We start from the raw sequence: 25,237 nt of genomic DNA, 5'->3' as shown, positions 1-25,237 counted from the left end.
AAGTTGAAGTCTAAAAAGTTTCACTGAATTTTGCTCAAAGCAAAAACCTGAGTATAAACAAAAGCGACATTTCCCGCTTTAATTTCATGTTTGAATTTGTAGTGAGTACTTTACAGTGAATGTGGCTAGAACATAAATTTCTAGCCAAAACATTACGGCAACATTGCTAAATAGGTTGATGGGTTCTTACGTTGACCATCTTTCACGACTTCATAATGTAAGTGTGGACCTGTACAACGACCTGTACAACCCACGTTAGCAATATGTTCACCTGCTTCGACGCGGTCACCTACACGTGCAATTAAACGTGAAGCGTGTGCGTAACGCGTGATATAACCATTACCATGGTTAATTTCTACATATTGACCATAACCTGTGCCCCAACCTGACTTGGTTACAATACCTGGACCAGTCGCATAAATTGGTGTACCACTTGGTGCAGCAAGGTCTAAACCTGAGTGGTTTTCAGCACGACCACTCATGACACGACCGCCATAGGTCGAGCTAACGCGTGCATTCGGTAAAGGATGTGATACTAACCACGAATAAGGATTTGAAGAAGCAAAACGGGTACTGGTATTAGAACCATATTTTTGGGCTAAAGAGGCGTTATTTAATTCTGTAGTTTTTTCACGCAATTTAACTGTCATCTGCGTTTGTGCAGGAATGTCAATATCTTGTATTTCTGTATAAGAACCCTGTGACAAGGTACGGGTTAATTGCTCAATACGGTCAGTTGATGAACTTTGAGAATCTAACTCAACTAAATCAGCAAATGCGACAGATGCTGCCGAAGCTGCCAGTGAAAACGCTAATAAAATACGGCGCGAATGCATAAAAAAACCTCTTAACTGTTCTTACTTGAAGTTCCTTGTGATCTCTTCCTTGATATCTACTGAAAGGAAGGCATAAGATTAGGGCATAACCATGAAGGAATGATGTATGTCCGAACCTGTGAATCTCTTTCAACAAACAAGAAAACACATAAAAACAGGAAACCTAACGTTTCTATCAAACCAAGTTGCCGCATGGCAGAAACTTGGCAAACTTATTCAACCTTTACTGCCGCAACCAGAGCAATGGCAGGTGGTTTGTTATCAACAAGGTGTCTTAACCATTACCGGAACCAATCAGGCGATGGTGAGTCAACTTGCTTATTTGCAAAAGCAATACATTACTCAATTGTCACAACTGCATGAGCTTAAAGACTTACAAAAAATCCAAGTTCGTTTAAGAGTTGAATCTCAAACGCCCCCAAAATGCGAAAAGCCTTTAAGAACACTTAGTCCAGAAACTCAAGATATGTTACGAGGTGCTGCTGACTTTGTGAGCGACCCTAAGCTTAGCCAAGCTTTGTTACGTTTGGCAAGCAAAAAAAAATAATTGTTTGCAGAAAACTCCAAAAAACTCTGCTCAATTTTGTGATGAAATTCGCACATTTTTATTGTTACATTATAACGTATTAATAAAAGACAAAGACTTATGTCACATGCACATAAGTGATCGGGCAAGAATTTATGTCATCAAATGTTACAATTTCATAACTACTTGGATCACTCTGAACATTGTGTAATAACTGATTATTTAAGGCATGTCCTGACTTGTAACCATCAAACTTGCCAATAATTTGATGTCCAAGCAAGTATAAATCCCCCACAGCGTCTAAAATTTTATGGCGCACAAACTCGTCAGAGAAGCGCAAACCTTCCTCATTGACCACGCCTGTATCATCTACCCCAATAGCATTATCTAAACTCGCACCCAAAGCCAAATTGTTGGCTTTTAAATAGTCCAAATCTTTCATAAAGCCAAAAGTACGTGCGCCACTCACTTCATAGACAAAGGTTTCTGTAGAAAAGTCGATGGTGGCAGACTGATATTCTTTCTTAAAGGCAGGATGATCAAAGTCGATAGTAAAATTGAGCTGAAAACCTTCATGCGGACTGAACATCGCGCGCTTATCATCAATTAATGCTTCTACAGGTTTTAAAATTTTGATGAACTTTTTAGGAGCCTCCTGTTCTTTTAAACCGCCCTGCATCAACAAATAAATAAAAGGCCCCGCACTGCCATCCATAATAGGCACTTCAGAGGCAGACACTTCAATAATCAAGTTATCAATGCCTAAACCTGCTATTGCACTCATGACATGCTCGATGGTGCCAACTTTGGCATCATCCTGAACCAAATTCGAGCACATAAATGCTTCTTGAATCAGCATGGCATCGGCTGGAATATCAACAGGCGGATTTAAATCGATACGACGAAACACAATTCCCCCATCGACATGATGCGGCACAAAGTTGATCAATACTTTTTGACCACTGTGCAGACCAATACCGCTCGCCTTGACGACACGTTGCAGGGTACGTTGTTTCAGCATGTTCTCAATTCATCTAAATTTTAAAAACCGCTATACGTTAGCATATTCAGCCATTGATAAAAAACAAAAAAGGCAGTTTAAAACTGCCTTTTTCCGATCACACAATCAAATTGAGTATCTTGGCTTATTTACGCTGCTGATTTTTCAAATAGTCTTGAATACTCATCGGCGTTGGACGCGCAGAGCTTGATGTTGTTGTCGCACTAATTGCAGGTGCAGTTTCTGATTGCTGACGCTGAATTGCAGGAACATCATCTTCTTCCACTGCCGCTGTTGGTGCTGCAGAAGTTGTTTGTGTCACAGTGCGTTTAGCAGGCTCTGGTGTATCGCCTGTGTTACGCGCCAAACCTGTAGCAATAACAGTCACACTGATTTCGTCACGCGCTTCAGGGTCAAATACGGTACCGTAGAATACTTGGGTTTGTTCGGTATCTGAAAGTTGATGAATTACCTCCATAATCTCATCAATCTCACCAAAGGTCACATCATCACCACCCGTTACGTTAATCAACAAGCCTTTGGCATTTGCAATGGTCACGCTATCGAGCAATGGGCTGCGAATGGCTTGTTCAGCCGCTTGACGTGCACGGTTTTCACCACGACCTGAACCGACACCCATCATCGCATAACCACGCGTGCTCATTGCCGTTTTCAAGTCAGCAAAGTCTAGGTTGATGTGACCCGGACGTACCACCAAATCAAAAATACTGCGTACACCGTTCAACAAAACGTCATCGGCTTTTTTATACGCATCTTTCATAGAAATATCGCGGTAAACTTTCATTAACCGCTGGTTTGGAATAATGATTAAAGAGTCTACATGCTGCTCTAATGCCGCAATCCCTTTTTCCGCAGAAAGTAAGCGACGCTTACCTTCAAAGTTAAATGGCGTAGTCACCACACCAACAGTCAAAATACCCATTTCTTTGGCAATTTCAGCCACCACTGGCGCAGCACCTGTACCTGTGCCACCACCCATCCCCGCAGTCACAAACACCATGTCTGTGCCTTCAAGTTGCTGACAAATTAACTCACGGCTTTCTTCTGCTGCAGTTTGACCCACTTGAGGATCACCGCCCGCGCCTAAACCACGTGTGCTTTGCTCACCTAGCTGGATTTTGAATTGCGAATTCATGCGATCCAGTGCTTGTTTGTCCGTATTGGCACAAACAAATTTTACACCCTGAATATCTGACTCAAGCATGTGTTGCACAGCGTTACCGCCTGCACCACCAACACCAAACACAGTGAAACGGGCTTGACCGTTGCTATCGGTTTGATCATCTATAAATTCAAATGAGGCCATGACCTTTAGATTTCCTAATATGTTATTGGCAGTCACTTAAGCCCGTATACTGCCTTGATCTTCATAAAAATTATTTTTAAGAATGCTGTTCAACTTCTGGCTTGTCAAGTACCAGCGATGATCCGTACAACTTCCTAACAATATTCCCAAAAAAACTCAACTAAAAAATAGATTTTAACTTTTCGTTCAAGCCTGACCATGCCCGTCCGACACGCCCCCAAACCGATAAGGTTTCAGGGTCTTCATGTTCTAAAATCGTGTCTTGAGTATAGTTTTGACTATAAAGCAATAAGCCTGAAGCCGTTGCATATTGTGAACGGCGTAAGGCAGCCTGATGCGGTTCTTCGGCATAAACTTGTGAAGGATGATTCCCCAAGTGCGCCGAAACACCCAACATACGACGTACCAAGCTGATCATACCTTCAATTTGTGAGGCATCGCCCGCCAAAACCACACCATGATACAAACCATGAATGGCACCGCTTTTTTCGAGTTCCTGACGAATTTGTGCGAAAATTTCTTCATAACGCGCAATAATAATTTCCGCCAATTCAATGCGGCTAATGGTTTGTGGCCCATCAATGCCTTGAATTTGAATCATGTGATCAGGTTTGACCACTTTCATATCTACACAGCCATACAATAGCTTAATCCGTTCAGCTTCTTCGGTTGTGGTTTGTAACACTGCTGCAATATCACGGGTAACATGCTCACCACCACGCTGCAAAGTGTGTGCTAAGGCCAAACGTCCATCTAAATAAACCGCAATACTGGTCGTGCCTGCGCCAATATCTACCAGACACACACCGTATTCTTTTTCATCTTTGAGCAGACTGGCTTCTGCAGTGGCTAAATTCGACACCACCATTTTTTCAACGCCAATATTGGCACCTTTTAAAGCACGGTCTAAATTTTGCATGGTGCTAATCGGCAACATCATCAATTGATAATGCCCCGTCATGCTATGTGCCGACATCCGAATTGGGTTTTGTACCCATTCACCCGAATCATCTAAATCAAAACCGAGTGGTACAGCACTCACCAAATAATGGTCTGAAGTGAGGTGACTGGCTTTAGCCAAGTCCAGTGCGCGCACCACTTCACTGGTGGTAATGGTGTGATCACTACTTTCAATAGGTGTGCGACCTGAAGCATAGAAGCTTTTGAGCTCTGCACTAGGAATAGAAACCCATGCTGAATGCACACGGCATTCCGCCATATCTTCCGCTTCTTGCACGGCATTTTTAATTGCAGTAATCACTTTATCGAGACTGACAATTTTTCCTTTACTCATGCCTCGATTACGTGCGGTGGCCATACCAATAACTTGGATATTGTCTGGCGCATGGACCTTAGCAATCAAAACTGAAACTTTGTGCGTCCCAATGTCAATCGCAACAACCGAGGGAACAGCTTCATTCATTTATTCACTACCATTACCAGTATGTTTAATTTATGGCTTAATGCCTCTATTTTTTAAAGCCCAATATTATGGCTTTGCTCTTATTCCCTCTGCAATGCTTGTGTCATCAATCGTTACAACAAAGTGACCATTTGCAATTTTTGGCGGAATTGAATTTTTCCATTGAATGGCCAAACCATTGCGATAACGCAAATCGATGGCGGATATTTTAGACCATACAGGCTTCAAATCACTTTGTGCAAGATGCCCTAAGCGCTGCAGCTTACTCATGGTTTGATCTTTATCTACAATAACACGTAGACCTGAATCAAACTGCATAAACCACGTCATACGTTCTGTTAAATATAGTTCTTTTAAACGATCGTTAACGGGTAAGAATAATTGGTTAATTTCATTATAACGACGCATCATCATTTTAGATTGATGCGTTGGCCCGTGTAATAACGGTAAATGTTGATTATTTTGTGGCGTGACCTCGGTAAAGACTTCACCGCTGTCACTGAGCAAACGACCTGTACCCCAACGCGCAATTGGATGACGCGGCATGACCCGTACACGAATGGCATTCGGCCAAGCGCGTGAAACCACTACTCGATCTACCCAAGACAACTCCAAAGCGGTATCGCGGATTTGCTCTAGGTTAGAGGTGAAATAGTTCTTGGTCATCACAGGGTTCACATGCATCATCACTTGGCGATGTTCCGCATCTGAACGTGTACCCACTACATCTAGCTTGGCAATTTGTGCATCAGTCATGACTTTATATAGCCCGTACGCACCCACTGCCAGCACGAGCACTGCAACGCACAGCATTACCCAACCGCCAAAATGGATCAGCTTTTCTTTGGCTGTTGGCGGTTTATCATGAATCGAGGTAATCGCTGCCCGTTTACGGCGCAAGGATGCAGGAAGTTGAGCCATATTTAGTGTGCTTCACCTGTAAGGGTTTGTGCCAAAATTGCCACACACAGCTCATCAAAACTATAGCCAACTGCATTTGCCGCTTTCGGAACTAAAGAATGGCTGGTCATTCCTGGTACGGTATTTACTTCCAATAACCAGAAATTGCCCTTTTCATCTTGCATGGCATCAATACGCCCCCAACCACTTGCACCCACTGCTTGGAAGGCACGCAATGCTAAAGCTTGTAACTGTTGCTCTTCGACAGCGCTTAAACCACACGGAATACCGTATTGCACATCGTTACGCTGATATTTGGCTTCATAATCATAGAATGCTACATCTTTCGGTGGTTCTAAACGAATAATCGGTAAAGCCTGACCATTTAACAGCACGATGGTAAATTCACGTCCTGTAATCCATTTTTCAGCCATGACAATGTCATCATGTGCAGTTGCTTTCGCTACAGCATTGGCAAAGTCTTCAACTTTTTCGACTTTGCTCATACCAATACTAGAACCTTCATGCACAGGCTTGATGATGAGTGGTAAGCCCAACTCGGCAACCACGTCTTCAATATTGGAATCTTTGCTAACAATACGGTATGGCGCAGTTGGCAAATCAGAACCTTGCCAAATTTGCTTGGTTTTCACTTTGTCCATGCCAATGGCTGAACCTTGCACGCCCGTCCCCGTGTATGGAATATTCAACCATTCCAAAACACCTTGAATTTGACCATCTTCACCACCGCGCCCGTGTAACACAATAAAGGCACGATCATAATTGACCAATTCGGTCACACTACGTGTGTGTGGATCAAATGCTTCTGCATTCACCCCTGAACGTAGCAGTGCTTCGAGTACTGCTTGACCGCTGTCTAGAGAAACCTCACGCTCAGCAGATTTTCCACCCAACAACACGGCAACTTTGCCGAACTTTGAAGCATTTGACACGTTTATATCCTTAAACTTTAAACTGGTCGATCAAATTCAAACATCACAAGTTGTGATTATTTTAAATACAAATGGTTTTGTGCAAGCTCGATTGAAATCGCCCCCACATTACCTGCACCTTGGGTCAATAACAAGTCATTGGCCTGTAACACTTGTTTCACAATATTCGGTAAGTTGCCATCGTTTGGATCGACTAAAATTGGCTCAACCTGACCACGCAAACGAATACTGCGTGCCAAAGTACGGCTATCTGCGCCAACAATTGGTTTTTCACCCGCAGGATAAACATCCAACAATAACAATTGATCGACTTGTGACAACACCTCAACAAAGTCATCAAAACAGTCACGAGTACGACTAAAACGGTGTGGTTGGAACAACATCACCAAACGGCGGTCAGGATGACTTTGACGCGCAGCTTTAATGGTGGCTTCCACTTCTTTCGGGTGATGTCCGTAGTCATCTACCAATTTCACATTGCCGTCTGCTACCGCAAACTCACCTTGTACTTGGAAACGACGACCAACACCGCTAAAGCCTTCTAAAGCACGGCAAATTGCACCATCAGAAACGCCTTCATCGGTGGCAATTCCAATTGCAGCCAAAGCATTTAATACGTTATGCAGGCCTGGTTGATTCACCGTCACGCGCAATGGTTCGCGGTCTTTACGCAATACGGTAAAGTGTGTACGCATACCATCTTGATCGACATCAATGGCACGAATATCGTTGTCTTCGTTAAAACCATAGGTCAATACCGGACGCCCGATACGTGGCATAATTTCACGGATATTGGCATCATCACCACACACGACAGCTAAGCCGTAAAATGGCAATTTGTGCAAGAATTGAATGAAGGTATCTTTTAAAGTATCAAAACTACCGCCATAGGTGTCCATATGATCGGCATCAATATTGGTCACGACAGCCGCCATTGGCTCTAGGAATAAGAACGATGCATCAGATTCATCGGCTTCTGCCACGATATAACGGCTCGCACCCAATGCTGCATTGACTCCAGTACGGTTTAACAAACCACCAATCACATAAGTTGGATCCATGTTTTCTTCGGCCAACATACAGGTAATTAAACTGGTGGTGGTGGTTTTGCCATGTGTACCCGCCACTGCAATACCATGACGATAACGCATCAACTCGCCCAGCATTTCAGCACGACGCACCACAGGAATACGGGTGTCAATTGCTGCTTTAATTTCCGGGTTTTCTTGGTCAATTGCAGTAGACACCACCAACACATTTGCGCCTTTAATATGGTCTGCCGCATGCCCAATATAAACCTTGATGCCGTTTTCTTCTAATTGCGCTGTGGTTTTTGAGGCTTTGATGTCTGAACCCGATACTTTATAGCCTTGGTTCTTCAAGACTTCGGCAATGCCACACATCCCCGCGCCACCAATACCCACAAAATGAATGTGTTTGATACGGCGCATTTCAGGCACTTTGATTAATTTTTTCGCTTGATCAGCGGGTGTAGATGGAGACATATTTTACTCGAACAAAGCTTGAATAAGACGAACCACGTGTTGTGTTGCATCAGGCTGTGCCTGCTGACGGGCTTTGACCGCCATTTCAGACAACAATTGACGATTCATTAACGGGGTTAATAATGTTGTTAAACTTTCGGGGGTCATGCTGGCTTGCGGACAGATTTTTGCTGCACCAAGATCGGCTAAAAACTTGGCATTGGCAGTTTGGTGATCATCCACTGCGCTAGGCAATGGTACAAATACTGCCGCAACACCTGCAGTCGCGACCTCGGTTACCGTAAGTGCGCCCGCACGACAAATAATTAAATCGGCATCACTATAGGCTTTGGCCATATCTTCAATAAAAGGCTGTACCTCAACCTGTAAATGGTCAGGCTTGTGCGCATAACGTGCCTGCGTCGCTTCGGCATGGTTTTGCCCACATTGATGATAAACATCTAAAGCAACATTCAGTTGCTTTAATGCTTCAGGTACACATTCGTTTAAGGCTTGTGCACCAAGTGAACCACCCACAATTAAAATTCGAATTGGCAAGCCTGCTTTTTCACGTTCCTGATAGCGCCATGCAGGGCTTAAGGTCGCGGTGATTTCTTCACGTACAGGGTTGCCTGTGGTAACGATTTTGTCACTGTTTGGAAAAGTATTTGGAAAAGCCTGACACACCGTTTTTGCCACACGTGACAATTGAGTGTTGGTAAAACCCGCGACTGCATTTTGTTCGTGAATCAGCACAGGAATACCCAAAGCGCGTGCTGCCAAGCCACCTGGCCCTGCTACATAACCACCAAAACCTGCAACTGCATCAACTTTTAATTGTTTCATGTAACGCATGGCACTGAGCGTTGCGCCTAAAATTTTAAATGGCGCAGCCAGTTTACGGATCAACCCGTTGCCACGCACGCCTTGAATATTAATTTGGTAAATCGGGATATTGTGATTTTTAAGCAGACGATTTTCCATGCCCACTGGGGTCGCCAACCATGACACTTGAATCCCTTGTTGCTGTAATTGTTTTGCGACGGCCAAAGCGGGGAAAACATGTCCACCTGTACCTGCGGCCATCATCATGACATGTTTAGGCTGTTGTTGCTGTGCGTCAGTCACGGTTTAATTCTTCAACTCAAAATAATGCAAATAAAAATCTTGTATAAGCTATCAATTGTAATCACAAACGCATGGGCTTGAAAGGTTATTTACTTTTTTTCACCAAGTGCTTGATTGTTTTTTTCTACAGATTTTCAAGTTTAAACTAGTTTTATTATTAATCTACGGATAATGTTAATTTTTATTCAATTTTAGCTGCTTTACTTGAACTCTTTTGCAAAGGTTTTAAGTTGTTTTTTGTATCCCCCTTCTCTAAAAATAAAGCCGCTTTCAAATAGAGAACGGCTTTTGTATTGATACAGTGAGCATAAAGCCCCAATTTAGTTGGGACGACCTGCTTCAAGTACTGCAAATAAATCATCAGCAATAGATGTACCAAACTGTGCGTCAATTTCACGAATACACGTTGGACTGGTCACGTTAATTTCTGTGACATAGTTGCCAATCACATCTAATCCGACAAAAACCAAGCCTTTTTCACGTAAAAATGGTCCAACTTTGGCGGCAATGGCTTTGTCATTTTCAGTCAATGGACGTGCTTCGCCCAAACCACCTGCAGCTAGGTTGCCACGCACTTCGCCATTTTGTGGAATACGCGCCAAACAATACGGTACAGGCTCGCCATTGACCATGAGAATGCGTTTATCACCCTCTACAATTTCTGGAATATAACGCTGCGCCATGATGGGCTGAGTACCGTTGTTGGTCAAAATTTCAATGGTTGAGCCAATATTGACCCCGTCTTGGTACAAACGGAAAATTCCCATGCCGCCCATACCATCGAGCGGTTTAACAATCACATCGCCATGTTGCTGAATAAATTCACGAATCAGGCTTTGTTGTGAAGTAACCAATGTTGGAACTTGTAGTTCTGGGAATTGGGTCGCAAACAGTTTCTCATTACAGTCACGCAAGCTTTGCGGTTTGTTGATGATCCATGCGCCTTCGCGTTCAGCTTGCTCTAAGATATACGTGGTATAAACGAAATTCATGTTAAAAGGCGGGTCTTTACGCATGAGAATGACATCATAATCGGCTAAGGATTCTTTGCGTTTTTCGCCCAATTCGTAATAATGGTTATAGTCTTCAAAGACTTTGAGCGGTGCAATCAGACCAAATGCCTTGCCCTGATCAATATATAAGTCTTGTTGTAATGCATAGCCCAAGGTATGCCCACGACGTGAAGCAGCCCATAGCATTGCCATGGTGGAATCTTTTTTGAGATTGACTGTTTCAATAGGGTCCATCACCACAAGTACGCGCATATTTCGGTGCTCTTTTGAAGAATTGAATAAGCAAAAGTATAGCGGAGTTTGGCTTTGGTTTTGCTGCAATTTTCGTAACACTTTATCCACGATCATCATGTACTTAGGAGTATGCGATGCAACAAGCGATTATTGGCTTTCATTTAGATGAAGAAAATGATTGGGTTGCAGATTTGGCCTGCGGTCATGGGCAGCATGTGCGGCATAATCCGCCGTGGCAAAACCGCCCGTGGGTAATCACAGAACAAGGGCGCAAGGAAAAGCTGGGAGTCATGCTGGAGTGTAAGAAATGTGAGGAGGAAACTGAGTGAATACACTTAGATGTAGATGTATTAGTTGAACGCTCAATAGGAATGAATCAAGCTCAGGTTAGGTAATATTACAGTTCAAATTACCAGCTCACAATGACGACCTAATCGAACCAACTTCAAAATGATCAGTTCACCTTCTTCTGTTTTCTTATAGACGCAGATCTCTAAAGAAACTAAAATTTAATTTTTCTAAGCTTAACATCATGCAGTTCTGATACAAAAAAGTATTCATTATAATTCAATGTATTATTAAAAAAACAAAAACCCAAACCTACCGATCTGGGCTTTTTTTTATAGATTTGTCACGTTCCGAGCTAAATCATTGATCAACGTTCCACACGATCATCAAATAATGCTCATGAGACTTAAACCCCATACTTCACACGGTACGCTTCCATTTTTGCCAAGGCATCTTTTTCACCTTTGGCATCTAAATAATTCATTAAATCTTTCATGGTAATCAAAGCATGTACAGGAATTTCCAGCTCTTTTTGCACTTCCTGAATGGCAGACAAATCGCCCTGGCCTTTTTCTTGACGGTCTAAAGCGACCAATACACCCGCAATTTGTGCGCCTGCATTTTTCAAAATGGTGACTACTTCGCGAATAGCTGTACCCGCAGTGATCACATCATCAATAATCCAAACCTTTTTACCCTCAACTGCAGCGCCAACGAGCACACCGCCTTCGCCATGATCTTTAGCTTCTTTACGGTTAAAGCCCCACGGCACACTCACGCCATGATTTTGAGATAAAGCCACCGCAGTAGCCGCAACAAATGGAATCCCCTTATAGGCAGGCCCGAAAATCACATCTACATTTTTGCATTGCATAAGTTGATCTGCATAGCCTGAAGCCAATAGTGATAAGGCCTCGCCGTCATTCAACAAACCTGCGTTAAAAAAATAAGGACTCACACGACCCGATTTTAAAGTAAACTCACCAAATTTAAGCACACCACGTGATAAGGCGAGTTCGATAAAAGCTTGCGGGTTAAATTGAGCTGGCGATGTCATGAGGTGCTCCAAATTAATACATTGAGGTAAGACCTGAGCATGATACCAAAGAGTAGCTATCCGAGTGATCAAAAAATTCTTCGAGTGGTTTCAATTAACGTCAATGGGTTGCGTTCATCGGTAAGCAAAGGCTTACTCGAATGGTTGGAAAAGTCTGAAGCAGATGTGGTTTGCATGCAGGAAAGTCGTATCACCCACGCCCAATGGACCGATAAGTTTAAGCCCGAAGGCTGGTATACGCATCTATTCCCCGCAGAACGCGCAGGCTACGCAGGTACAGCCATTTATAGCCGTTTGCCGTTTGTTTCGGTGCAAAATGGTTTAGGTTTTGAATTGGCAGACTCACAAGGTCGTTTTATCAGTGCCGAGTTTGATGTAGGACTGGATCATCCAATTTACATCTGTTCACTGTATTTACCTTCCGGCTCTTCAGGAGAAGAAGCGCAAATGCGGAAAGATCACTTTTTAGAAGAGTATCAAAAAATTCTAAAGCAGTGGCGTGAAGAGAATAAATCTATCATCGTCTGTGGCGACTACAACATCGTGCATAAACGTATTGATATTAAAAACTGGTCAGGCAACCAAAAGTCTTCAGGCTGTTTGCCGCATGAACGGGCATGGTTAGATCATATTTATAATGATTTAGGCTATGTTGATACCTTCCGTGAAGTGCGTCAGGAAGCAGAGTTGTATTCTTGGTGGTCAAATCGAGGGCAAGCCCGTGCTAACAACGTTGGTTGGCGGATTGATTATCATGCCTGTTCACCCGACTGGAAAGCACGTACTGTCAATGCTTGGGTGTATAAAGAGGAATGGTTTAGTGACCATGCTCCAGTAATTATTGATTATAAGATTTAGGGACTGTTGGCATTTCATAAATGGCTTGCGCTGTAGGCTAAAACTGAGCAGATCAGGCATGAAACGTAGGGAATAGCGAGACTATTGGCAAGTTTCATAACGCAATCTGAGAAAGTTTTAGCCACAGCCTTTCAGGACAAGCATATTTTTTTCTGCTATTGCGTTATGAGCCAGTCATTTAGAATGACTAAATTTCCTGTCCCATGCCTTATATCAGCTAAAAAATATGCGTAGTCGCAAACATAGACGAATTGCCAATAGTCCCTTATTCACACAAATTTTACTGCCTAAATGAGTGAACACATGTTCACTTAACTGAGGTTCAATTCGCACATAATCTGTCGACTTTGTGCATTTAACTTCAGGGCCATTCAGCGCATTATTGCATCACGGCAAAGGGACAGTCAGGATGACACAAAAGGATTGGAAGCCGAAGGATGGAAAATAAACTAACTGGTTTTGGTTAGTTTCAAGGAAGTAACAATGGACGTTAAAATGAGACCCGCATAATCAGGATGATTAAATGCGGGTTTTCTCTTTTTATCGTCTTATTTTCTGTTTTGCGCTGTTACTGTTGTTCTTCACTGTATTTTTTATTTTCACTTGAGTCTATTCTTAGCAAGTTTTTCATTTTGTTCCGCTTATGCATCCCATTTTAGAGTGATCAAGTGTCAATTTGGTGACATTGGTATGACGTATTGATGACACATACAATTTAAACAGCCAATCATTGTCCACTGCTGGTTTCTAGCGCTTAACGCTGTTTTGGGCTAGGCTATAACCAATTTGATGATATTAACGTGAAAAAATATGTTAAAAATTTATGGTATTAAAAACTGCAACTCAATGAAAAAAGCCTTCGATTTACTCAATGAATTGGGGCTAAGTTATGAGTTTCACGATTATAAAAAGCAAGGGATTGATGCCGGCACTGTCAAAAGTTGGTTAGATGCACTTGGGCAAGATGTGGTACTGAATAAAAAAGGCACCACTTGGCGCAAACTTAGCGAAGCAGAACAGCAAGCCGCTTTGGCCAGTGAGACCAACTTAATTGAGGCACTTTGCACTCACACCAGTTTAATTAAACGTCCTGTCTTAAAAACCGAATCAGGATTTATTGCGGGTTTTGATGAAGTGGCTTATCGTGCTTTGGGTTAAGTTGTAAGAATACCAATAAAAAACCTGCTCATATGGAGCAGGTTTTTTTACATCCAGTGCAATATGATTTCAATTGCAGAGGTTGGAATACAGACTTAGTTCGCACGAACCCATGTTTGGTTACGACCCAATGCCGCTACACCAACGAAACCACGCAATTCAAGTTTCTTACCACCATCGGCAAGTTTACCTTTGAGCTTGTAGGTTTTACCTGTTTGGGGATCAAGGATTGAACCACCATCGTAGCTCGTGCCACCTGTATTTTTCAGACCGCGAACAATGGTCAAACCTTTGAGTGATTTGTTGTGATACGGACCTTCACATTTTGTACAGGCATTTTCTTCACCAGGCGTTAAAATTGACTGAATGCTGGCGGTTAAAGTTCCATTTTTTTGCTCAGTAAATTTTACCGTGGCTTTGGGTTGTTTGGTTTTGTCGTCAATTGTTTTCCAAACTGTGCCGTTAAGCGGATCTGCAGCATTGGCCAAAGCGCTTAAACCTAACAGCCCGAATGCAAGTGCAATTTTTTTCATTGTTTTGTTTCCCTGGTCTACTATTAGACAACTTTATTATTAAAAAGTCACAACAAATTTGCAATTTTTGAATGTGACCGTTTAGTGTACCCTTGTAAATTATGTTGGTAAATACACAAATATCCGATCAAATAAAGAACAAGATGGAAAAATCATGAAGATAAGCCCCATGTGGAAACAAATTATTACAGAGCAGTTTTTAAAAACCACCATTCGCAAACCAAGCCAATTTAATTTACCCCCCAATTCTATACGTTTTGCATTGGAGCAAATGTGTCGTTTATTTCCCATGCAAAAGTCGGTGCAAGTACGCGCACTTCGTTTAGCAGGTCTGCATGCCGAAGAATTAAAACCACAGAATGCTGCGACACAACTCATTTTTCATATTCATGGCGGGGCTTTTTTTCTGGGTTCCTTAAACACTCATCGGGCATTTTTGAGTCAAGTTGCGGCACGTACCCAAATGCAAGTGATTCATGTCGATTATCCACTTGCACCTGAGTATCCCTTTCCAAATGCTTTGGAAGCTGTATTTGATGTCTATCAAAGTCTGTTGGCGCAAGGTATACACGCCAAAGATATTATTTTGTCGGGAGATTCTTGCGGTGCAAATTTAGCATTGGCGTTGGCTTTAAAAATACGTGATGAGCACTTGCCGCAAGTGAGTAGTTTAATGCTGCTGTCACCATTTTTAGATTTAACCCTCACCAGTGAATCGTTGCGCTATAACAGCAAGCATGATGCCCTGCTGTCAATTGAAACGCTGGAAACAGGTATTGATTACTATGTACCGCCTGAACTTGATCGGGCAGACCCGCAAATTTCACCCTTATTTGATGATTTACATGAATTGCCACCAGTTTTAGTGCAAATTGGTTCTAAAGAAATTTTGCTGGATGATGCAACACGTTTTAAAGAAAAAGCCGAACAGGCAGGCGTAGAAGTGCATTACAAACTCTACACGGGTATGTGGCACAATTTTCAAATGTTTTCACCGTGGTTTGAAGAAGCTCAACGTGCATTGGCAGATTTAGCAGAGTTTGCACATCGGCAAGATCAGAGCTAAGTTCAACCATAACAAGGCTTTGCTAACCAACCCTTTTAGCCGATCCATCTATATAAAAAAAGCTCAGCACCCTCAAGGCACTGAGCTTTTTTTATTGAAATAGTGGGTTAAATCGCCTGAATTTTTTGCATCGCATTGGCAACAGCTTTGTCTTTACATTCCGGCATGCTCACCCCTTCAGCGCGAATAATTTCTACATCATTCACCCCTGTAAAGTTGAAGATGGTTTTTAAGAAATCTTCCTGAAAGTCGGCAGGGCTGTTATCACCATACACACCGCCACGGCTACTGGCGATATAGGCTTTTTTCTCACCCGCCAAGCCTACAGGCCCTTGCTCGGTATATTTAAAGGTTTTACCTGCCACGCTGATGCGATCAATCCATGCTTTTAAAGTTGAAGTCAAACCAAAGTTATACATGGCTGCACCCACCACCACGACATCGGCATCAATATATTGTTGGATGATTTTTTCACCCAAAGCCGCTTGTTCTGCATCCTGCCCCATTAAAATTTCGGCAGTTAAGTGCGGAATCGGCTGTTGTGCCAAATCTAAATAATCGACCTGCGCATTGCTATTTTTTGCAGTCAATTGTTGCACAATCGCTTGGCTCAACTGACGTGAAACTGAGTTTTCACCTAAAATACTTGAGTCGATGTGTAAAATTTACAGGCGAATGTTCCACTCTCGTATTCATTTAATAACGCTATTTTAATCTTGTAGCGAAAATAGAATAATTAGCAAAAATAAGACACTCGGTTTTATTTTTTGGAACAAAAGACCTTTTTACCGCACGAAAACTTCCGCAGGATTTTTTCCTGATCCTGCTTTTTCCAAGTTATTTTGCTTGGCTTTGATAAGGCTCTAAATAATTGACCCACATCGGTTCTTGTAAAGCTGCCTGCACCCAAGCCTGCATGGCTGGATGTTGCATGACCCGCTGCATATATTGTTGGCTTTCTGCGCTCACAGGCAAAGCATAGCTCATAAAACGTGTCACCACAGGGGCATAAAACGCATCGGCAATGCTAAATTCAACACACAAGAAACCATCTGCTGCAGGACGTGCCGACCAAATGTATTCAATGCGTGCCACATCCTGTCTTAAACCCGAATGTTCTTGCCATAATTTTGCACCCACATCTGCTAAATTGGCGCGAATATTCATGCCACATAAACTGCGTAAATCGGTAAAACCGCTGTGCATTTCTGCGCTGATGCTACGCGCCCAAGCTCGTTGCTGTGCATCACGTGGCCAAAGTGCCTGTTCAGGATATTGCTCTGCCAAGTATTCGCAAATGGCGAGAGAATCCCAAACCAATCTACCCCGATCTAATAAGGCAGGCACTTTACCATTGGGGTTAATTTCTAGGACACGTTGTTTAAAATCACCCTCGCCACGTTCACATGGAAAGTTCAGTTGTATTTCTTCAAAGGCTAAGTCAAATGCCTTTAGTACCAACCACGGGCGCATCGACCAGCTCGAATAATTTTTATTGGCAATGTACAGCTGCATCATGGCGATGATTCCTGTGTGGTTTGAAGTTGCTGCAGTTGATTTAACAAAGTGCTTTCGTTAAATGCACCCGTTAAACGTAGGCTGCGAATTTCTTGTTGTCGTGCATCCAAAAATAAAAAAGTAGGTGGTCCTAAAATTTCCCATTGATTCAGCAAGGCTTGATGACTGGCATCGTAATGGCTTAAATCGAGTTTAATTAAATAAAATTCTGCAAGTGCCTGTTTTACGGTGGAGGATGTCAATACCTGCTGTTCAATCGGACGGCACGCCACACACCAATCGGCATAGACATCTATAATCATGCGCTGATTTTTCGGAGCTTGGGCAAGCACCTGTTGTAATTCTGTTGCAGTCGTTGCTCGGTGCCATTCTAAGACGGCATCGTTTTCCTGCTGCCAAAAACGCTGACTGTGTTGATATTGGTTATAAATCAAATACGGCACCACCACCAATAACGCACTCAGATAAATCGCCCGCAGCGCAATGATAGCCACTCAAACGATGCAGCACATAGCCGACAAAACCCAGTCCAAGTGCTAAACTAAGCCATTGCATCCATGCTTCACCCAATAAAGGACGAATAAAATACAATGCCAATGCCAACATAATAAAGGCAAACAGCACTTTGACTTGATGCATCCACAAACCTGCGCGTGGCAAAGCTTTTGCACCAAGCACACTGGCAAACAATAACGGCGTGCCCATACCAAAACCGAGCGTAAATAGCAGCAACGCCCCCTGCATCTGACTTTGGGTTTGTGAAATAAATAATAACGCCCCTGCCAGTGGTGCAGTCATACATGGGCCAACTAAAAGTGCCGACAACATGCCCATGAGTGCCGCACCTGCCAAATTACCGCCTTTTTGCATGGATTGTGCCTGATCGAGTCGATTGACCCAAGCACGCGGCAACTTGATTTCAAACAGCCCAAACAGATTTAAGGCAAACAGCACAAACAGCGAACTAAAGGCAATTAAAGTAGCAGGTTGCTGCAACCAACGCTGAAAATTCAAACCAGCCGATGACGCAATTAAACCCAATATGGCATAAACCATTGCCATGCTACAGACAAAAACCAGTGCAATCGTCCACGCTTTGACGCCTTTATGTTCACGCACCAACAAAGAGGTCAAAATCGGTAGCATCGGCAAGGAGCATGGGGTAAAAGCCAATAAAATCCCTAAACCAAAAAAAAGTAGTAATCCATAAGCAAACGAACTTTGTGCCAGTTTTTCTGACCACATTTGATCTTGTGCGGTGATGGGTTGCGCTGTCGCAGCACTTGTTGAAGATGCTTGCGTGGAGTTGCTCTGAGTTGTCGAAAACACATTCTGGGGTGGGTTACTGTGTCCGCCCCACAGATTTTTTTGTACTGCACTTTGATTGTCTAAAATCACCAAACCCGTGCTGTCGGTCTGAAATTCAATGCGCTGTGGTGGATAGCAAAGTCGATCTTGCGCACAACCTTGCCAACTCACTTGATAGCGCTGCGCAGCCTGTGTAGGAATTTTAAAACTGACTTGTCGATAATAAACCTGAGTATGTCCATAATTTTCATCATAAACATCTTCTGCGGGAGGCAACTCTAAAGCCAGTACTTGCTGCCCATGCTCTACCTTAAATTGATGCTGATACAAATAATATTGTTCAGGCATGTTCCAGCGTAGTTCGGCTTGCTGCGAATTGACCGATTCAACACTAAACTGAAAAGCTTGTTCAGGTGGGAGTAAAGGTGCTTCTGCCTGCACATTCAAACTGAACAGCAACAGCCAACCCAACAATAAAATACTCACAGCTTTATGCAAATAGTGACTCAGATGATAAGCCACGCCTCGAATCACTGCATTTAACTGTGCTGCACTCGGCTGAAAAAATGGCGGTGTCATCTTGTTTTAGCTGCCTCCGCATACACTTTGTTGTTGAATAAATGCAGCACGTGAAATCACTGTTTACACGCGCTGCATTTTGAGTTGTTGTTTAAGTGCTGTTCACTTAAAACAGGAACGACATCCCTAAACCTGCCCGGTAACTTTTATCTTCATCGTCTAAATCTACGCCGACACTGGCATCCAGCTGAGTGCGTTCATTCAGTGCGTAAATCACCCCTGAAGTTAAGCCATATTCATTATCCTGACTTTCAGCTTTACGATAGACCAATTCTGAAAAACCCGACCATTGATCGTTTAAACGGTATTGAATATTGGGAATCGCTGTAATCGCCCAATCGCTATTTTGCACATCATAACGCATGTTAATGCCTGTTTTTAACAGCTCGCTGTATTGATAGTTGACTGCTGTAGCCAAGCTATAAATATCATCTTCTTCGCTAAAGCCATCATTGCCTGTAGCAATTAAAGCTTGCAACAACACGGCCATAGAAAGTTTGTCGTCATTTAAGTCAATGGCTTGTTTCAAACCAATGCTGACATCGCCTAAACCATCATCTTCAACTGATTGACCTTCCGTTTTACTTTTGTTCCATGCAGGACCTTGCCAGCCCAACTGCAACTCTAAATCTTGCGCCAAACCTGTACGTAACAGCATGTCAGCATTGAGGCGAGTGGTTTTAACTTTTTCACCCAAAGCATTGTTGCTTTCCTGATAACTTGCACTTGGCAAAGCTTGTTCCCAAGCCAATTTCCCTACAGGTGTAATACCCGTACTCATTCCTGCACCAGGACGATCAAATTCAAAATCTGCCGCGCTCACCTGCATGCTGATGCCTGCCGCCACGATTAACCCAACTGTTTTTAATGCTGACATATTATTATCTCTGCTCTTAGGCCAATTCTTTGCTCATTTTTGCGCCATAACGACGCAACATTTCTAAAGTCTGTTGTTCTTCTGGCAAAGCATCCGACCACTGTATTTCATCAAAATCACAATCAAACAATAAATCACTAATTGAAGATAGAATAGTTAAACCATCTTCATCTTTGCTGTTCGGATCGACTTTTTCATCCAATAAACGCTGTACTGCAGGAACACACGCTGCAGAGGCTGCATCCCATAACGGGCCGTAAATTTCTTCGGCATCCCATAAATGCAAATTCACTTTAGCTTGAATCAATGCCTCTAAAATATCTAGATGCACTTGTAAATCTTGCTGTTTTTGCTGCTCTGTGAGTGGTTGACCTGCTTCGTATGCTTCACAGACTTTTTCCCACCATTGAAATAAACCATCTGACCAAACTGAAATCACAGGGCCTTTTTCGGCATCCATAAAGTTAGGGTCTAAACCGTCTGCCAATAGGCGTTGCACTTGGGCAAGGTCTAATTCTTCTATTGCTTGCACCAAGACTTGTTGTTGCGCAGTTAACATGCAGAGAGCTCTCTTATTCAATGTTTAATTTAGAACTATTATGCCCAATAAAGCGACATTTGTATGAGATAAATGTCAGCAAATCGTGAATTTTGTGGATTGGCTGCGTGCAAACACTAAAAAGCCTCGCAAAATTTGCGAGGCTCCTAAATACAGTACCTAAACGGTATGATTCTTATTCGTCGTCACCGCCAACATCTGTATCTACAAATTCTGGGCGTACACCACGAGGATTCTCATTTTTCTCAAACGTATGTTCTAGGCTGCGTTTTAAGCGGTCAATCGCACCATGAATGGCTGTATCAATATTATGACCACGGTGATTCACAACCACTGGTTTTAAACCTGCTGGACGAGCTTCAATCATACAACGAATGTCGTCATCACCGCCTTTTTCACCATTTTCATCACTAAAATGTACTGAAAAATGAGTAATACGCTCACTGTGGCGTTGGAATTCATTATTCAGTTCTTCACGAACGTAACTAATTAATCGATCACTGTTTTGAATGTTTTTATCGGTACGGATTTCAATGTTCATGATTTCATCCTCTTGCGTTCGTTATTTCTGAATCTTGTTGTGCCAAAATCTTAGATATATACGTTTTGGCGTGTTTATAATTTGCTGTTTTTACAGCATAAAGTACAACTTCAACTGAATTTGGAATCACTTCCTCCTACGTGAATGATGAACACTTTTAATTCTGCAGAACTGTGTCCCTATACTTTGAATATCGGGCCTATATGAAAAATATGCAAGCGATATTTATACAAAAGCAGCAAAACAATAACCCTTTTATCATCAATTTCAGCTTAGATGCTCAATAAGCGATCAATTTGAGTGCCACCATGTTGTTCAATCTATTGCCAATAAGCAACTTGATGCTTTTAAAGGTATTTAGTCACACCTGCAATATTCTGCTTTGCATTTTGACTATTGTTTTTAAATCGTTTAAAAAACACTCAATCCAAAAACTGATCACAAACACCCTAAAATGACCCGTCAATAATCGAATTTTGCTTTATTTTTGCTAAAGAATCTGTATCCTTGAAACGCTTTTCTTGGGGTCTTATTTTATGAAATTTACACATATTGCTGCGCTATGCGCTCTCTCCACTGCTGCAACTTTTACGCAAGCTGCACCGATTTGGCAAGATTTCAGCGTAACAGGTTTATACGGTGAAAATTACAAATCACCTTTTTTAACTAGCGATCAAGAGATTGAGCAAAGCACTGTAACTTTTGAATACGCTGCTGGTTTTAAATATGGTGATTTCTTTGCCTTTGCTGACCGTTCAAACAATGATGTAGATGGCAATGAGACTTACTTTGAAGTATCACCACGTTTAAGTTTAGGTGCTGTTTCTGGTCAAAAACTTGCCATTGGCCCAATTAAAGATGTTTTAATTGCAACCACTTGGGAAGGTGGCGAAGGCTTTAATAATTACCTATACGGTATTGGTTTTGATCTTGAGCTTCCATATTTCAAATATGCGCAATTGAACTTCTACAAAGCAGATAATGATAAAGATATCTCTCAAGATGATTATCAAATGACGTTTGCTTACGGTCTTCCATTTAAAGTCGGTGCTGAAGACTTTTTAGTAGATGGTTTCCTTGATTGGTCTACTGCAGAAGATGACCACGCTAGCGAACTCAACTGGACTACACAATATAAATGGAATGCAGGCAAACACATTTCGCCAAATACACGTTTATATGTCGGTATCGAACACTCTGTTTGGAACAACAAATACGGTAATAAATCAGGCATCAATCAAAACGATGTCAGCGCATTGGTCAAATACCACTTCTAAGCTGCATATTGTCGCTATTCAAAAAGCAAGACCTCGGTCTTGCTTTTTTATTGGTCGTTAAAATAGTTTCCAATAAATATGCTTTGCTCATAACCACGCAACCCATTTGTACTTAGCGCAAAACTCCGCTACATTGAGTTAAATTTCAAATAAAAAGCACTGTGAAGCCCACATGCAAAAAACCGATTTCATTATTCTGCTGTTTTGTGCGATTGCTGCAATTTTGCATGGCATGAGCGGTTTAGGTTTTCCTATGCTCAGCACGGCTGCGGTGGCGATGTTATATCCACTGAGTACTGCGGTTGCCTTAGTCCTGATTCCCTGTTTGCTGTTAAATCTATTCATGTTGCGGGGCGATACCCAGCAATCTTTATTCAGCAGTTTATATGGCTACTGCAAAAAATATTGGGGCTTAATTCTCAGTGCCCTGATTGGCAGCTATTTGGGCGTCAGTTTGCTGCTGATTCTAAATGAAGGCTATTTAAAATTTGCGATGGGTACACTGATTCTGCTTTACGTGGCCGATCAATTTCGACAACATCCTTTGCAAATTTCTGCCTCACTGAAAAATATGTTAATTTTTGGTTTTCTAGCAGGTGTGATTGGTGGTGCTACGAATGCCATGGCACCATTTCTGATGATGTATTTACTCAGCACTAAACACAGCAAAACTGATATTGTAGTAATTAGTAACTTAAATTTTATTATTTCTAAACTCATTCAGCTGGCAGTATTATATCCAGTCATTCAACAATTTAGCGGCACACAATTTAAAGTTTTGGCACTGATTTGCCTAATTTCTTTGGCAATGGTTTATGTGGGCAGTCAGATTCGTAAAAATATTTCTCAGGCTGTATTTAAGCACATTGTATTTACTTTACTTGGTTTTATGGCTATTTACGCAATTGCTCAAGGATTATCCATCATTTTAAAACAGCCTGCATTGCTGGTATAAATCAATAAAATTAACATAACAAATGGAAAATTATTTAGATTTTTTTGGCTTAAACAAATTTTTACACCTATAATTAAGGCTAGCTTAAAAAAAAGTCTATTCAGACTGCTTCGGTCGTTTGCATCGACCAATCTTCCCTCTTTTCTTTTAATTCCTTTTGACGGAGTGAACTTCTATGGAAAATAACCATATAGAAGTGCCAGCCAATATTAAGCGAAAAGAACTGATCAAGACCTGGGTGATTGTTGCAATTGCAGCCCTGCTCTCTTTCGGTTTATACAATGTCTTGCCTTATGATGAAAATGCAAATAAGGGTCTAAGTCTGTTGCTTTTTATTGGTATTTTATGGCTCACCGAAGCTGTACACATTACCATTACCGCACTTTTGGTGCCAGTGCTTGCCGTAATTTTGGGTATGCCTGTAGAGAATGCCAGTAAAGTACTTGAGCCTATTAGTACCAGCAAGGCGTTGGCGACTTTTGCCGATCCTGTTATTTTCCTGTTCTTTGGTGGTTTTGCCTTAGCAACTGCGCTGCACATTCAAAAACTGGATCGTAAAATTGCGATGTGGATTATTTCCATGTCGGGCGGTCACTTGGGAATTTCGGTTTTATCTATTTTTGTGGTCACTGCTGCGCTGTCAATGTGGATTTCCAACACAGCAACGGCGGCGATGATGTTACCGTTGGCATTGGGTTTATTGTCACACCTCGATGCCACTAAAGAACGTAAAACCTTCGTTTTTATTTTGTTGGGGATTGCTTACTCTGCCAGTTTAGGTGGTTTAGGTACTTTGGTCGGTTCTCCGCCAAACGCCATTGCAGCCAAAGCTTTAGACTATGACTTTGCTGACTGGATGAAAATTGGTTTACCAATGATGCTGATTTTACTGCCAGCAATGTTGGTCAGCTTATATTTGGTATTGCGTCCAAATTTAAACCAGAAAATTCGTTTTGAAACTGAAGTCATTCCATGGACCAAAACCCGTGTTGCAACGATGATTTTATTCGCATGTACTGCAGTGGCATGGATTTTTGGTAAAAAACTTAGCGAAACCTTTGGTATTAGCCAACCCGATACATGGACTGCATTAGCTGCTGCATGTTTGGTGGTCATGCTAGGTACTGCCTCATGGAGGCAAGTGGCTGAAAATACCGATTGGGGCGTGTTATTACTGTTCGGTGGTGGTCTAACCCTCAGTGCAATCTTAAAAGATTCAGGTGCATCTTTGGTATTGGGTCAAACCCTTGCCAATACCTTTGGGGATACCTCTCCATTGGTGGTGATTTTTGCGGTGACCATTTTCATTATTTTCTTAACTGAATTTACCAGCAATACGGCGTCTGCTGCATTATTGGTCCCTGTATTTGCTGCAATTGCAGACCAAATGGGCATTCCAAAAGAAATTTTAGTGGTAATTATTGGTATTGGTGCATCGTGTGCCTTTATGTTGCCTGTGGCAACGCCACCAAATGCGATTGTATTTGGTACAGGTCAAATTAAACAAAATGAAATGATGAGTGTGGGCATTTTCTTGAACGTCATGTGCGTATTTATTATTTCATTATTCGTATATTGGTTCTTTAGTTAAGTATCAATAAAAATGGAGCACAAGATGCTCCGTTTTTTTCATCTTAATTTTAGAATATTTTAATCATCAAATAATTACATAAATAAATTCGCTATATTCAGGACTTAATAATTTAGACACGATGAGGAGGGTTAAATGGCTAAGTTTTTAAATACGAGCGCGACCAATTTTTTCTTAGAAGAACTGATAAAAAATGCCAAAGAAAGGTTAATTTTAATTAGCCCAGGCGAATTCAAACATGAGGTGCG

24 protein-coding genes and 1 pseudogene are annotated in these 25,237 nt (G+C 42.0%); 8 read left to right on the top strand and 17 right to left on the bottom strand.

Features of this window, described 5'->3' with window-relative positions:
- Positions 1–152 precede the first annotated feature (152 nt).
- Positions 153–836, bottom strand: a complete 684-nt coding sequence (locus B2W49_RS02840; RefSeq protein WP_291334272.1) for a M23 family metallopeptidase — start codon at positions 834–836, stop codon at positions 153–155.
- Positions 837–942: 106 nt separating this feature from the next.
- On the opposite strand from B2W49_RS02840, the gene B2W49_RS02835 reads away from it, so the two are divergent.
- The gene (locus tag B2W49_RS02835; protein ID WP_291334271.1) at positions 943–1,383 is read left to right on the top strand and encodes a DciA family protein; all 441 of its coding nucleotides are present in this window, start codon (positions 943–945) and stop codon (positions 1,381–1,383) included.
- Positions 1,384–1,480: 97 nt separating this feature from the next.
- Here B2W49_RS02835 and lpxC read toward each other — a convergent pair whose 3' ends face one another.
- From lpxC to gshB, 8 genes are all read right to left on the bottom strand, one after another.
- Positions 1,481–2,383: a UDP-3-O-acyl-N-acetylglucosamine deacetylase gene (gene lpxC, locus B2W49_RS02830; RefSeq protein ID WP_291334270.1), complete on the bottom strand. Its 903-nt coding sequence runs from the start codon at positions 2,381–2,383 to the stop codon at positions 1,481–1,483.
- Between the two features lie 124 nt (positions 2,384–2,507).
- Positions 2,508–3,689, bottom strand: coding sequence for a cell division protein FtsZ (gene ftsZ / locus B2W49_RS02825; protein ID WP_291334269.1), 1,182 nt, complete (start codon positions 3,687–3,689; stop codon positions 2,508–2,510).
- A gap of 160 nt (positions 3,690–3,849) precedes the next feature.
- Complete coding sequence (gene ftsA, locus B2W49_RS02820; RefSeq protein ID WP_291334268.1) at positions 3,850–5,112, bottom strand: cell division protein FtsA; 1,263 nt, start codon at positions 5,110–5,112, stop codon at positions 3,850–3,852.
- 66 nt (positions 5,113–5,178) lie between these two features.
- A complete protein-coding gene (locus tag B2W49_RS02815; RefSeq protein WP_291334267.1) occupies positions 5,179–6,033 on the bottom strand; it encodes a cell division protein FtsQ/DivIB in 855 nt (284 codons plus the stop codon).
- Between the two features lie 2 nt (positions 6,034–6,035).
- Positions 6,036–6,965: a D-alanine--D-alanine ligase gene (locus B2W49_RS02810; RefSeq protein WP_291334266.1), complete on the bottom strand. Its 930-nt coding sequence runs from the start codon at positions 6,963–6,965 to the stop codon at positions 6,036–6,038.
- A gap of 56 nt (positions 6,966–7,021) precedes the next feature.
- Positions 7,022–8,470, bottom strand: coding sequence for a UDP-N-acetylmuramate--L-alanine ligase (gene murC / locus B2W49_RS02805; protein WP_291334265.1), 1,449 nt, complete (start codon positions 8,468–8,470; stop codon positions 7,022–7,024).
- A 3-nt stretch (positions 8,471–8,473) separates the two neighbouring features.
- Positions 8,474–9,577: an undecaprenyldiphospho-muramoylpentapeptide beta-N-acetylglucosaminyltransferase gene (gene murG / locus B2W49_RS02800; RefSeq protein WP_291334264.1), complete on the bottom strand. Its 1,104-nt coding sequence runs from the start codon at positions 9,575–9,577 to the stop codon at positions 8,474–8,476.
- A gap of 320 nt (positions 9,578–9,897) precedes the next feature.
- Entirely contained in the window at positions 9,898–10,842 is a 945-nt protein-coding gene (gene gshB / locus B2W49_RS02795; RefSeq protein WP_291334263.1) for a glutathione synthase, read from the bottom strand.
- Between the two features lie 116 nt (positions 10,843–10,958).
- Between gshB and B2W49_RS02790 the strand changes: the two genes are divergently transcribed.
- On the top strand, positions 10,959–11,153 hold the full coding sequence (locus B2W49_RS02790) for a DUF3565 domain-containing protein (protein WP_070155853.1): 195 nt from the start codon (positions 10,959–10,961) through the stop codon (positions 11,151–11,153).
- A gap of 365 nt (positions 11,154–11,518) precedes the next feature.
- Here the strand turns inward: B2W49_RS02790 and pyrE are convergent, their stop codons facing one another.
- Positions 11,519–12,169 carry an orotate phosphoribosyltransferase gene (gene pyrE, locus B2W49_RS02785; RefSeq protein WP_291334262.1) on the bottom strand — a complete coding sequence of 217 codons (651 nt, stop codon included), beginning with the start codon at positions 12,167–12,169 and terminating at the stop codon, positions 11,519–11,521.
- A gap of 39 nt (positions 12,170–12,208) precedes the next feature.
- Between pyrE and B2W49_RS02780 the strand changes: the two genes are divergently transcribed.
- Together B2W49_RS02780 and B2W49_RS02775 are read left to right on the top strand one after the other, a co-directional pair.
- On the top strand, positions 12,209–13,027 hold the full coding sequence (locus B2W49_RS02780) for an exodeoxyribonuclease III (RefSeq protein WP_291334261.1): 819 nt from the start codon (positions 12,209–12,211) through the stop codon (positions 13,025–13,027).
- An 810-nt stretch (positions 13,028–13,837) separates the two neighbouring features.
- The gene (locus tag B2W49_RS02775; protein WP_291334260.1) at positions 13,838–14,185 is read left to right on the top strand and encodes a Spx/MgsR family RNA polymerase-binding regulatory protein; all 348 of its coding nucleotides are present in this window, start codon (positions 13,838–13,840) and stop codon (positions 14,183–14,185) included.
- Between the two features lie 95 nt (positions 14,186–14,280).
- On the opposite strand, the gene B2W49_RS02770 is transcribed toward B2W49_RS02775, so the two are convergent.
- Positions 14,281–14,718: a DUF2147 domain-containing protein gene (locus B2W49_RS02770; RefSeq protein WP_291334259.1), complete on the bottom strand. Its 438-nt coding sequence runs from the start codon at positions 14,716–14,718 to the stop codon at positions 14,281–14,283.
- Between the two features lie 154 nt (positions 14,719–14,872).
- On the opposite strand from B2W49_RS02770, the gene B2W49_RS02765 reads away from it, so the two are divergent.
- A complete protein-coding gene (locus tag B2W49_RS02765; RefSeq protein WP_291334258.1) occupies positions 14,873–15,784 on the top strand; it encodes an alpha/beta hydrolase in 912 nt (303 codons plus the stop codon).
- A 107-nt stretch (positions 15,785–15,891) separates the two neighbouring features.
- Here B2W49_RS02765 and B2W49_RS02760 read toward each other — a convergent pair whose 3' ends face one another.
- The 6 genes and pseudogenes from B2W49_RS02760 to B2W49_RS02735 form a co-directional block, all read right to left on the bottom strand.
- Positions 15,892–16,449 (bottom strand): FMN-dependent NADH-azoreductase, encoded by a 558-nt coding sequence (locus B2W49_RS02760; RefSeq protein ID WP_291334278.1) that lies wholly within the window; start codon positions 16,447–16,449, stop codon positions 15,892–15,894.
- Between the two features lie 172 nt (positions 16,450–16,621).
- Positions 16,622–17,302 (bottom strand): glutathione S-transferase family protein, encoded by a 681-nt coding sequence (locus B2W49_RS02755; protein WP_291334257.1) that lies wholly within the window; start codon positions 17,300–17,302, stop codon positions 16,622–16,624.
- Positions 17,299–19,189, bottom strand: a pseudogene (gene dsbD / locus B2W49_RS02750) (protein-disulfide reductase DsbD). Before dsbD ends, B2W49_RS02755 begins: the two are co-directional and overlap by 4 nt.
- A gap of 106 nt (positions 19,190–19,295) precedes the next feature.
- Positions 19,296–20,066 (bottom strand): transporter, encoded by a 771-nt coding sequence (locus B2W49_RS02745; RefSeq protein WP_291334256.1) that lies wholly within the window; start codon positions 20,064–20,066, stop codon positions 19,296–19,298.
- Between the two features lie 16 nt (positions 20,067–20,082).
- A complete protein-coding gene (locus B2W49_RS02740) occupies positions 20,083–20,625 on the bottom strand; it encodes an ankyrin repeat domain-containing protein (RefSeq protein WP_291334255.1) in 543 nt (180 codons plus the stop codon).
- A 175-nt stretch (positions 20,626–20,800) separates the two neighbouring features.
- The gene (locus B2W49_RS02735; protein WP_291334254.1) at positions 20,801–21,166 is read right to left on the bottom strand and encodes an HPF/RaiA family ribosome-associated protein; all 366 of its coding nucleotides are present in this window, start codon (positions 21,164–21,166) and stop codon (positions 20,801–20,803) included.
- A 536-nt stretch (positions 21,167–21,702) separates the two neighbouring features.
- Between B2W49_RS02735 and B2W49_RS02730 the strand changes: the two genes are divergently transcribed.
- The 3 genes from B2W49_RS02730 (at position 21,703) to B2W49_RS02720 (ending at position 24,989) form a co-directional block, all read left to right on the top strand.
- Entirely contained in the window at positions 21,703–22,443 is a 741-nt protein-coding gene (locus B2W49_RS02730) for an outer membrane protein OmpK (RefSeq protein ID WP_291334253.1), read from the top strand.
- Between the two features lie 172 nt (positions 22,444–22,615).
- Positions 22,616–23,398: a sulfite exporter TauE/SafE family protein gene (locus B2W49_RS02725; protein ID WP_291334252.1), complete on the top strand. Its 783-nt coding sequence runs from the start codon at positions 22,616–22,618 to the stop codon at positions 23,396–23,398.
- Positions 23,399–23,573: 175 nt separating this feature from the next.
- Positions 23,574–24,989 carry an SLC13 family permease gene (locus B2W49_RS02720; RefSeq protein WP_291334251.1) on the top strand — a complete coding sequence of 472 codons (1,416 nt, stop codon included), beginning with the start codon at positions 23,574–23,576 and terminating at the stop codon, positions 24,987–24,989.
- Positions 24,990–25,237 lie beyond the last annotated feature (248 nt).

It is taken from the genome of Acinetobacter sp. UBA801, assembly GCA_002296655.1.
In the GTDB taxonomy this organism is placed as follows: domain Bacteria; phylum Pseudomonadota; class Gammaproteobacteria; order Pseudomonadales; family Moraxellaceae; genus Acinetobacter.
This window is presented reverse-complemented; position numbering and strand designations above follow the sequence as displayed.

Bases quoted from the DNA above. Each gene is read 5' to 3' on its own strand.
- B2W49_RS02840 (WP_291334272.1), bottom strand. From the start codon at position 836: ATGCATTCGCGCCGTATTTTATTAGCGTTTTCACTGGCAGCTTCGGCA.
- B2W49_RS02835 (WP_291334271.1), top strand. From the start codon at position 943: ATGTCCGAACCTGTGAATCTCTTTCAACAAACAAGAAAACACATAAAA.
- lpxC (WP_291334270.1), bottom strand. From the start codon at position 2,383: ATGCTGAAACAACGTACCCTGCAACGTGTCGTCAAGGCGAGCGGTATT.
- ftsZ (WP_291334269.1), bottom strand. From the start codon at position 3,689: ATGGCCTCATTTGAATTTATAGATGATCAAACCGATAGCAACGGTCAA.
- ftsA (WP_291334268.1), bottom strand. From the start codon at position 5,112: ATGAATGAAGCTGTTCCCTCGGTTGTTGCGATTGACATTGGGACGCAC.
- B2W49_RS02815 (WP_291334267.1), bottom strand. From the start codon at position 6,033: ATGGCTCAACTTCCTGCATCCTTGCGCCGTAAACGGGCAGCGATTACC.
- murC (WP_291334265.1), bottom strand. From the start codon at position 8,470: ATGTCTCCATCTACACCCGCTGATCAAGCGAAAAAATTAATCAAAGTG.
- gshB (WP_291334263.1), bottom strand. From the start codon at position 10,842: ATGCGCGTACTTGTGGTGATGGACCCTATTGAAACAGTCAATCTCAAA.
- B2W49_RS02790 (WP_070155853.1), top strand. From the start codon at position 10,959: ATGCAACAAGCGATTATTGGCTTTCATTTAGATGAAGAAAATGATTGG.
- pyrE (WP_291334262.1), bottom strand. From the start codon at position 12,169: ATGACATCGCCAGCTCAATTTAACCCGCAAGCTTTTATCGAACTCGCC.
- B2W49_RS02780 (WP_291334261.1), top strand. From the start codon at position 12,209: ATGATACCAAAGAGTAGCTATCCGAGTGATCAAAAAATTCTTCGAGTG.
- B2W49_RS02775 (WP_291334260.1), top strand. From the start codon at position 13,838: ATGTTAAAAATTTATGGTATTAAAAACTGCAACTCAATGAAAAAAGCC.
- B2W49_RS02770 (WP_291334259.1), bottom strand. From the start codon at position 14,718: ATGAAAAAAATTGCACTTGCATTCGGGCTGTTAGGTTTAAGCGCTTTG.
- B2W49_RS02765 (WP_291334258.1), top strand. From the start codon at position 14,873: ATGAAGATAAGCCCCATGTGGAAACAAATTATTACAGAGCAGTTTTTA.
- B2W49_RS02755 (WP_291334257.1), bottom strand. From the start codon at position 17,302: ATGATGCAGCTGTACATTGCCAATAAAAATTATTCGAGCTGGTCGATG.
- B2W49_RS02745 (WP_291334256.1), bottom strand. From the start codon at position 20,066: ATGTCAGCATTAAAAACAGTTGGGTTAATCGTGGCGGCAGGCATCAGC.
- B2W49_RS02740 (WP_291334255.1), bottom strand. From the start codon at position 20,625: ATGTTAACTGCGCAACAACAAGTCTTGGTGCAAGCAATAGAAGAATTA.
- B2W49_RS02735 (WP_291334254.1), bottom strand. From the start codon at position 21,166: ATGAACATTGAAATCCGTACCGATAAAAACATTCAAAACAGTGATCGA.
- B2W49_RS02730 (WP_291334253.1), top strand. From the start codon at position 21,703: ATGAAATTTACACATATTGCTGCGCTATGCGCTCTCTCCACTGCTGCA.
- B2W49_RS02725 (WP_291334252.1), top strand. From the start codon at position 22,616: ATGCAAAAAACCGATTTCATTATTCTGCTGTTTTGTGCGATTGCTGCA.
- B2W49_RS02720 (WP_291334251.1), top strand. From the start codon at position 23,574: ATGGAAAATAACCATATAGAAGTGCCAGCCAATATTAAGCGAAAAGAA.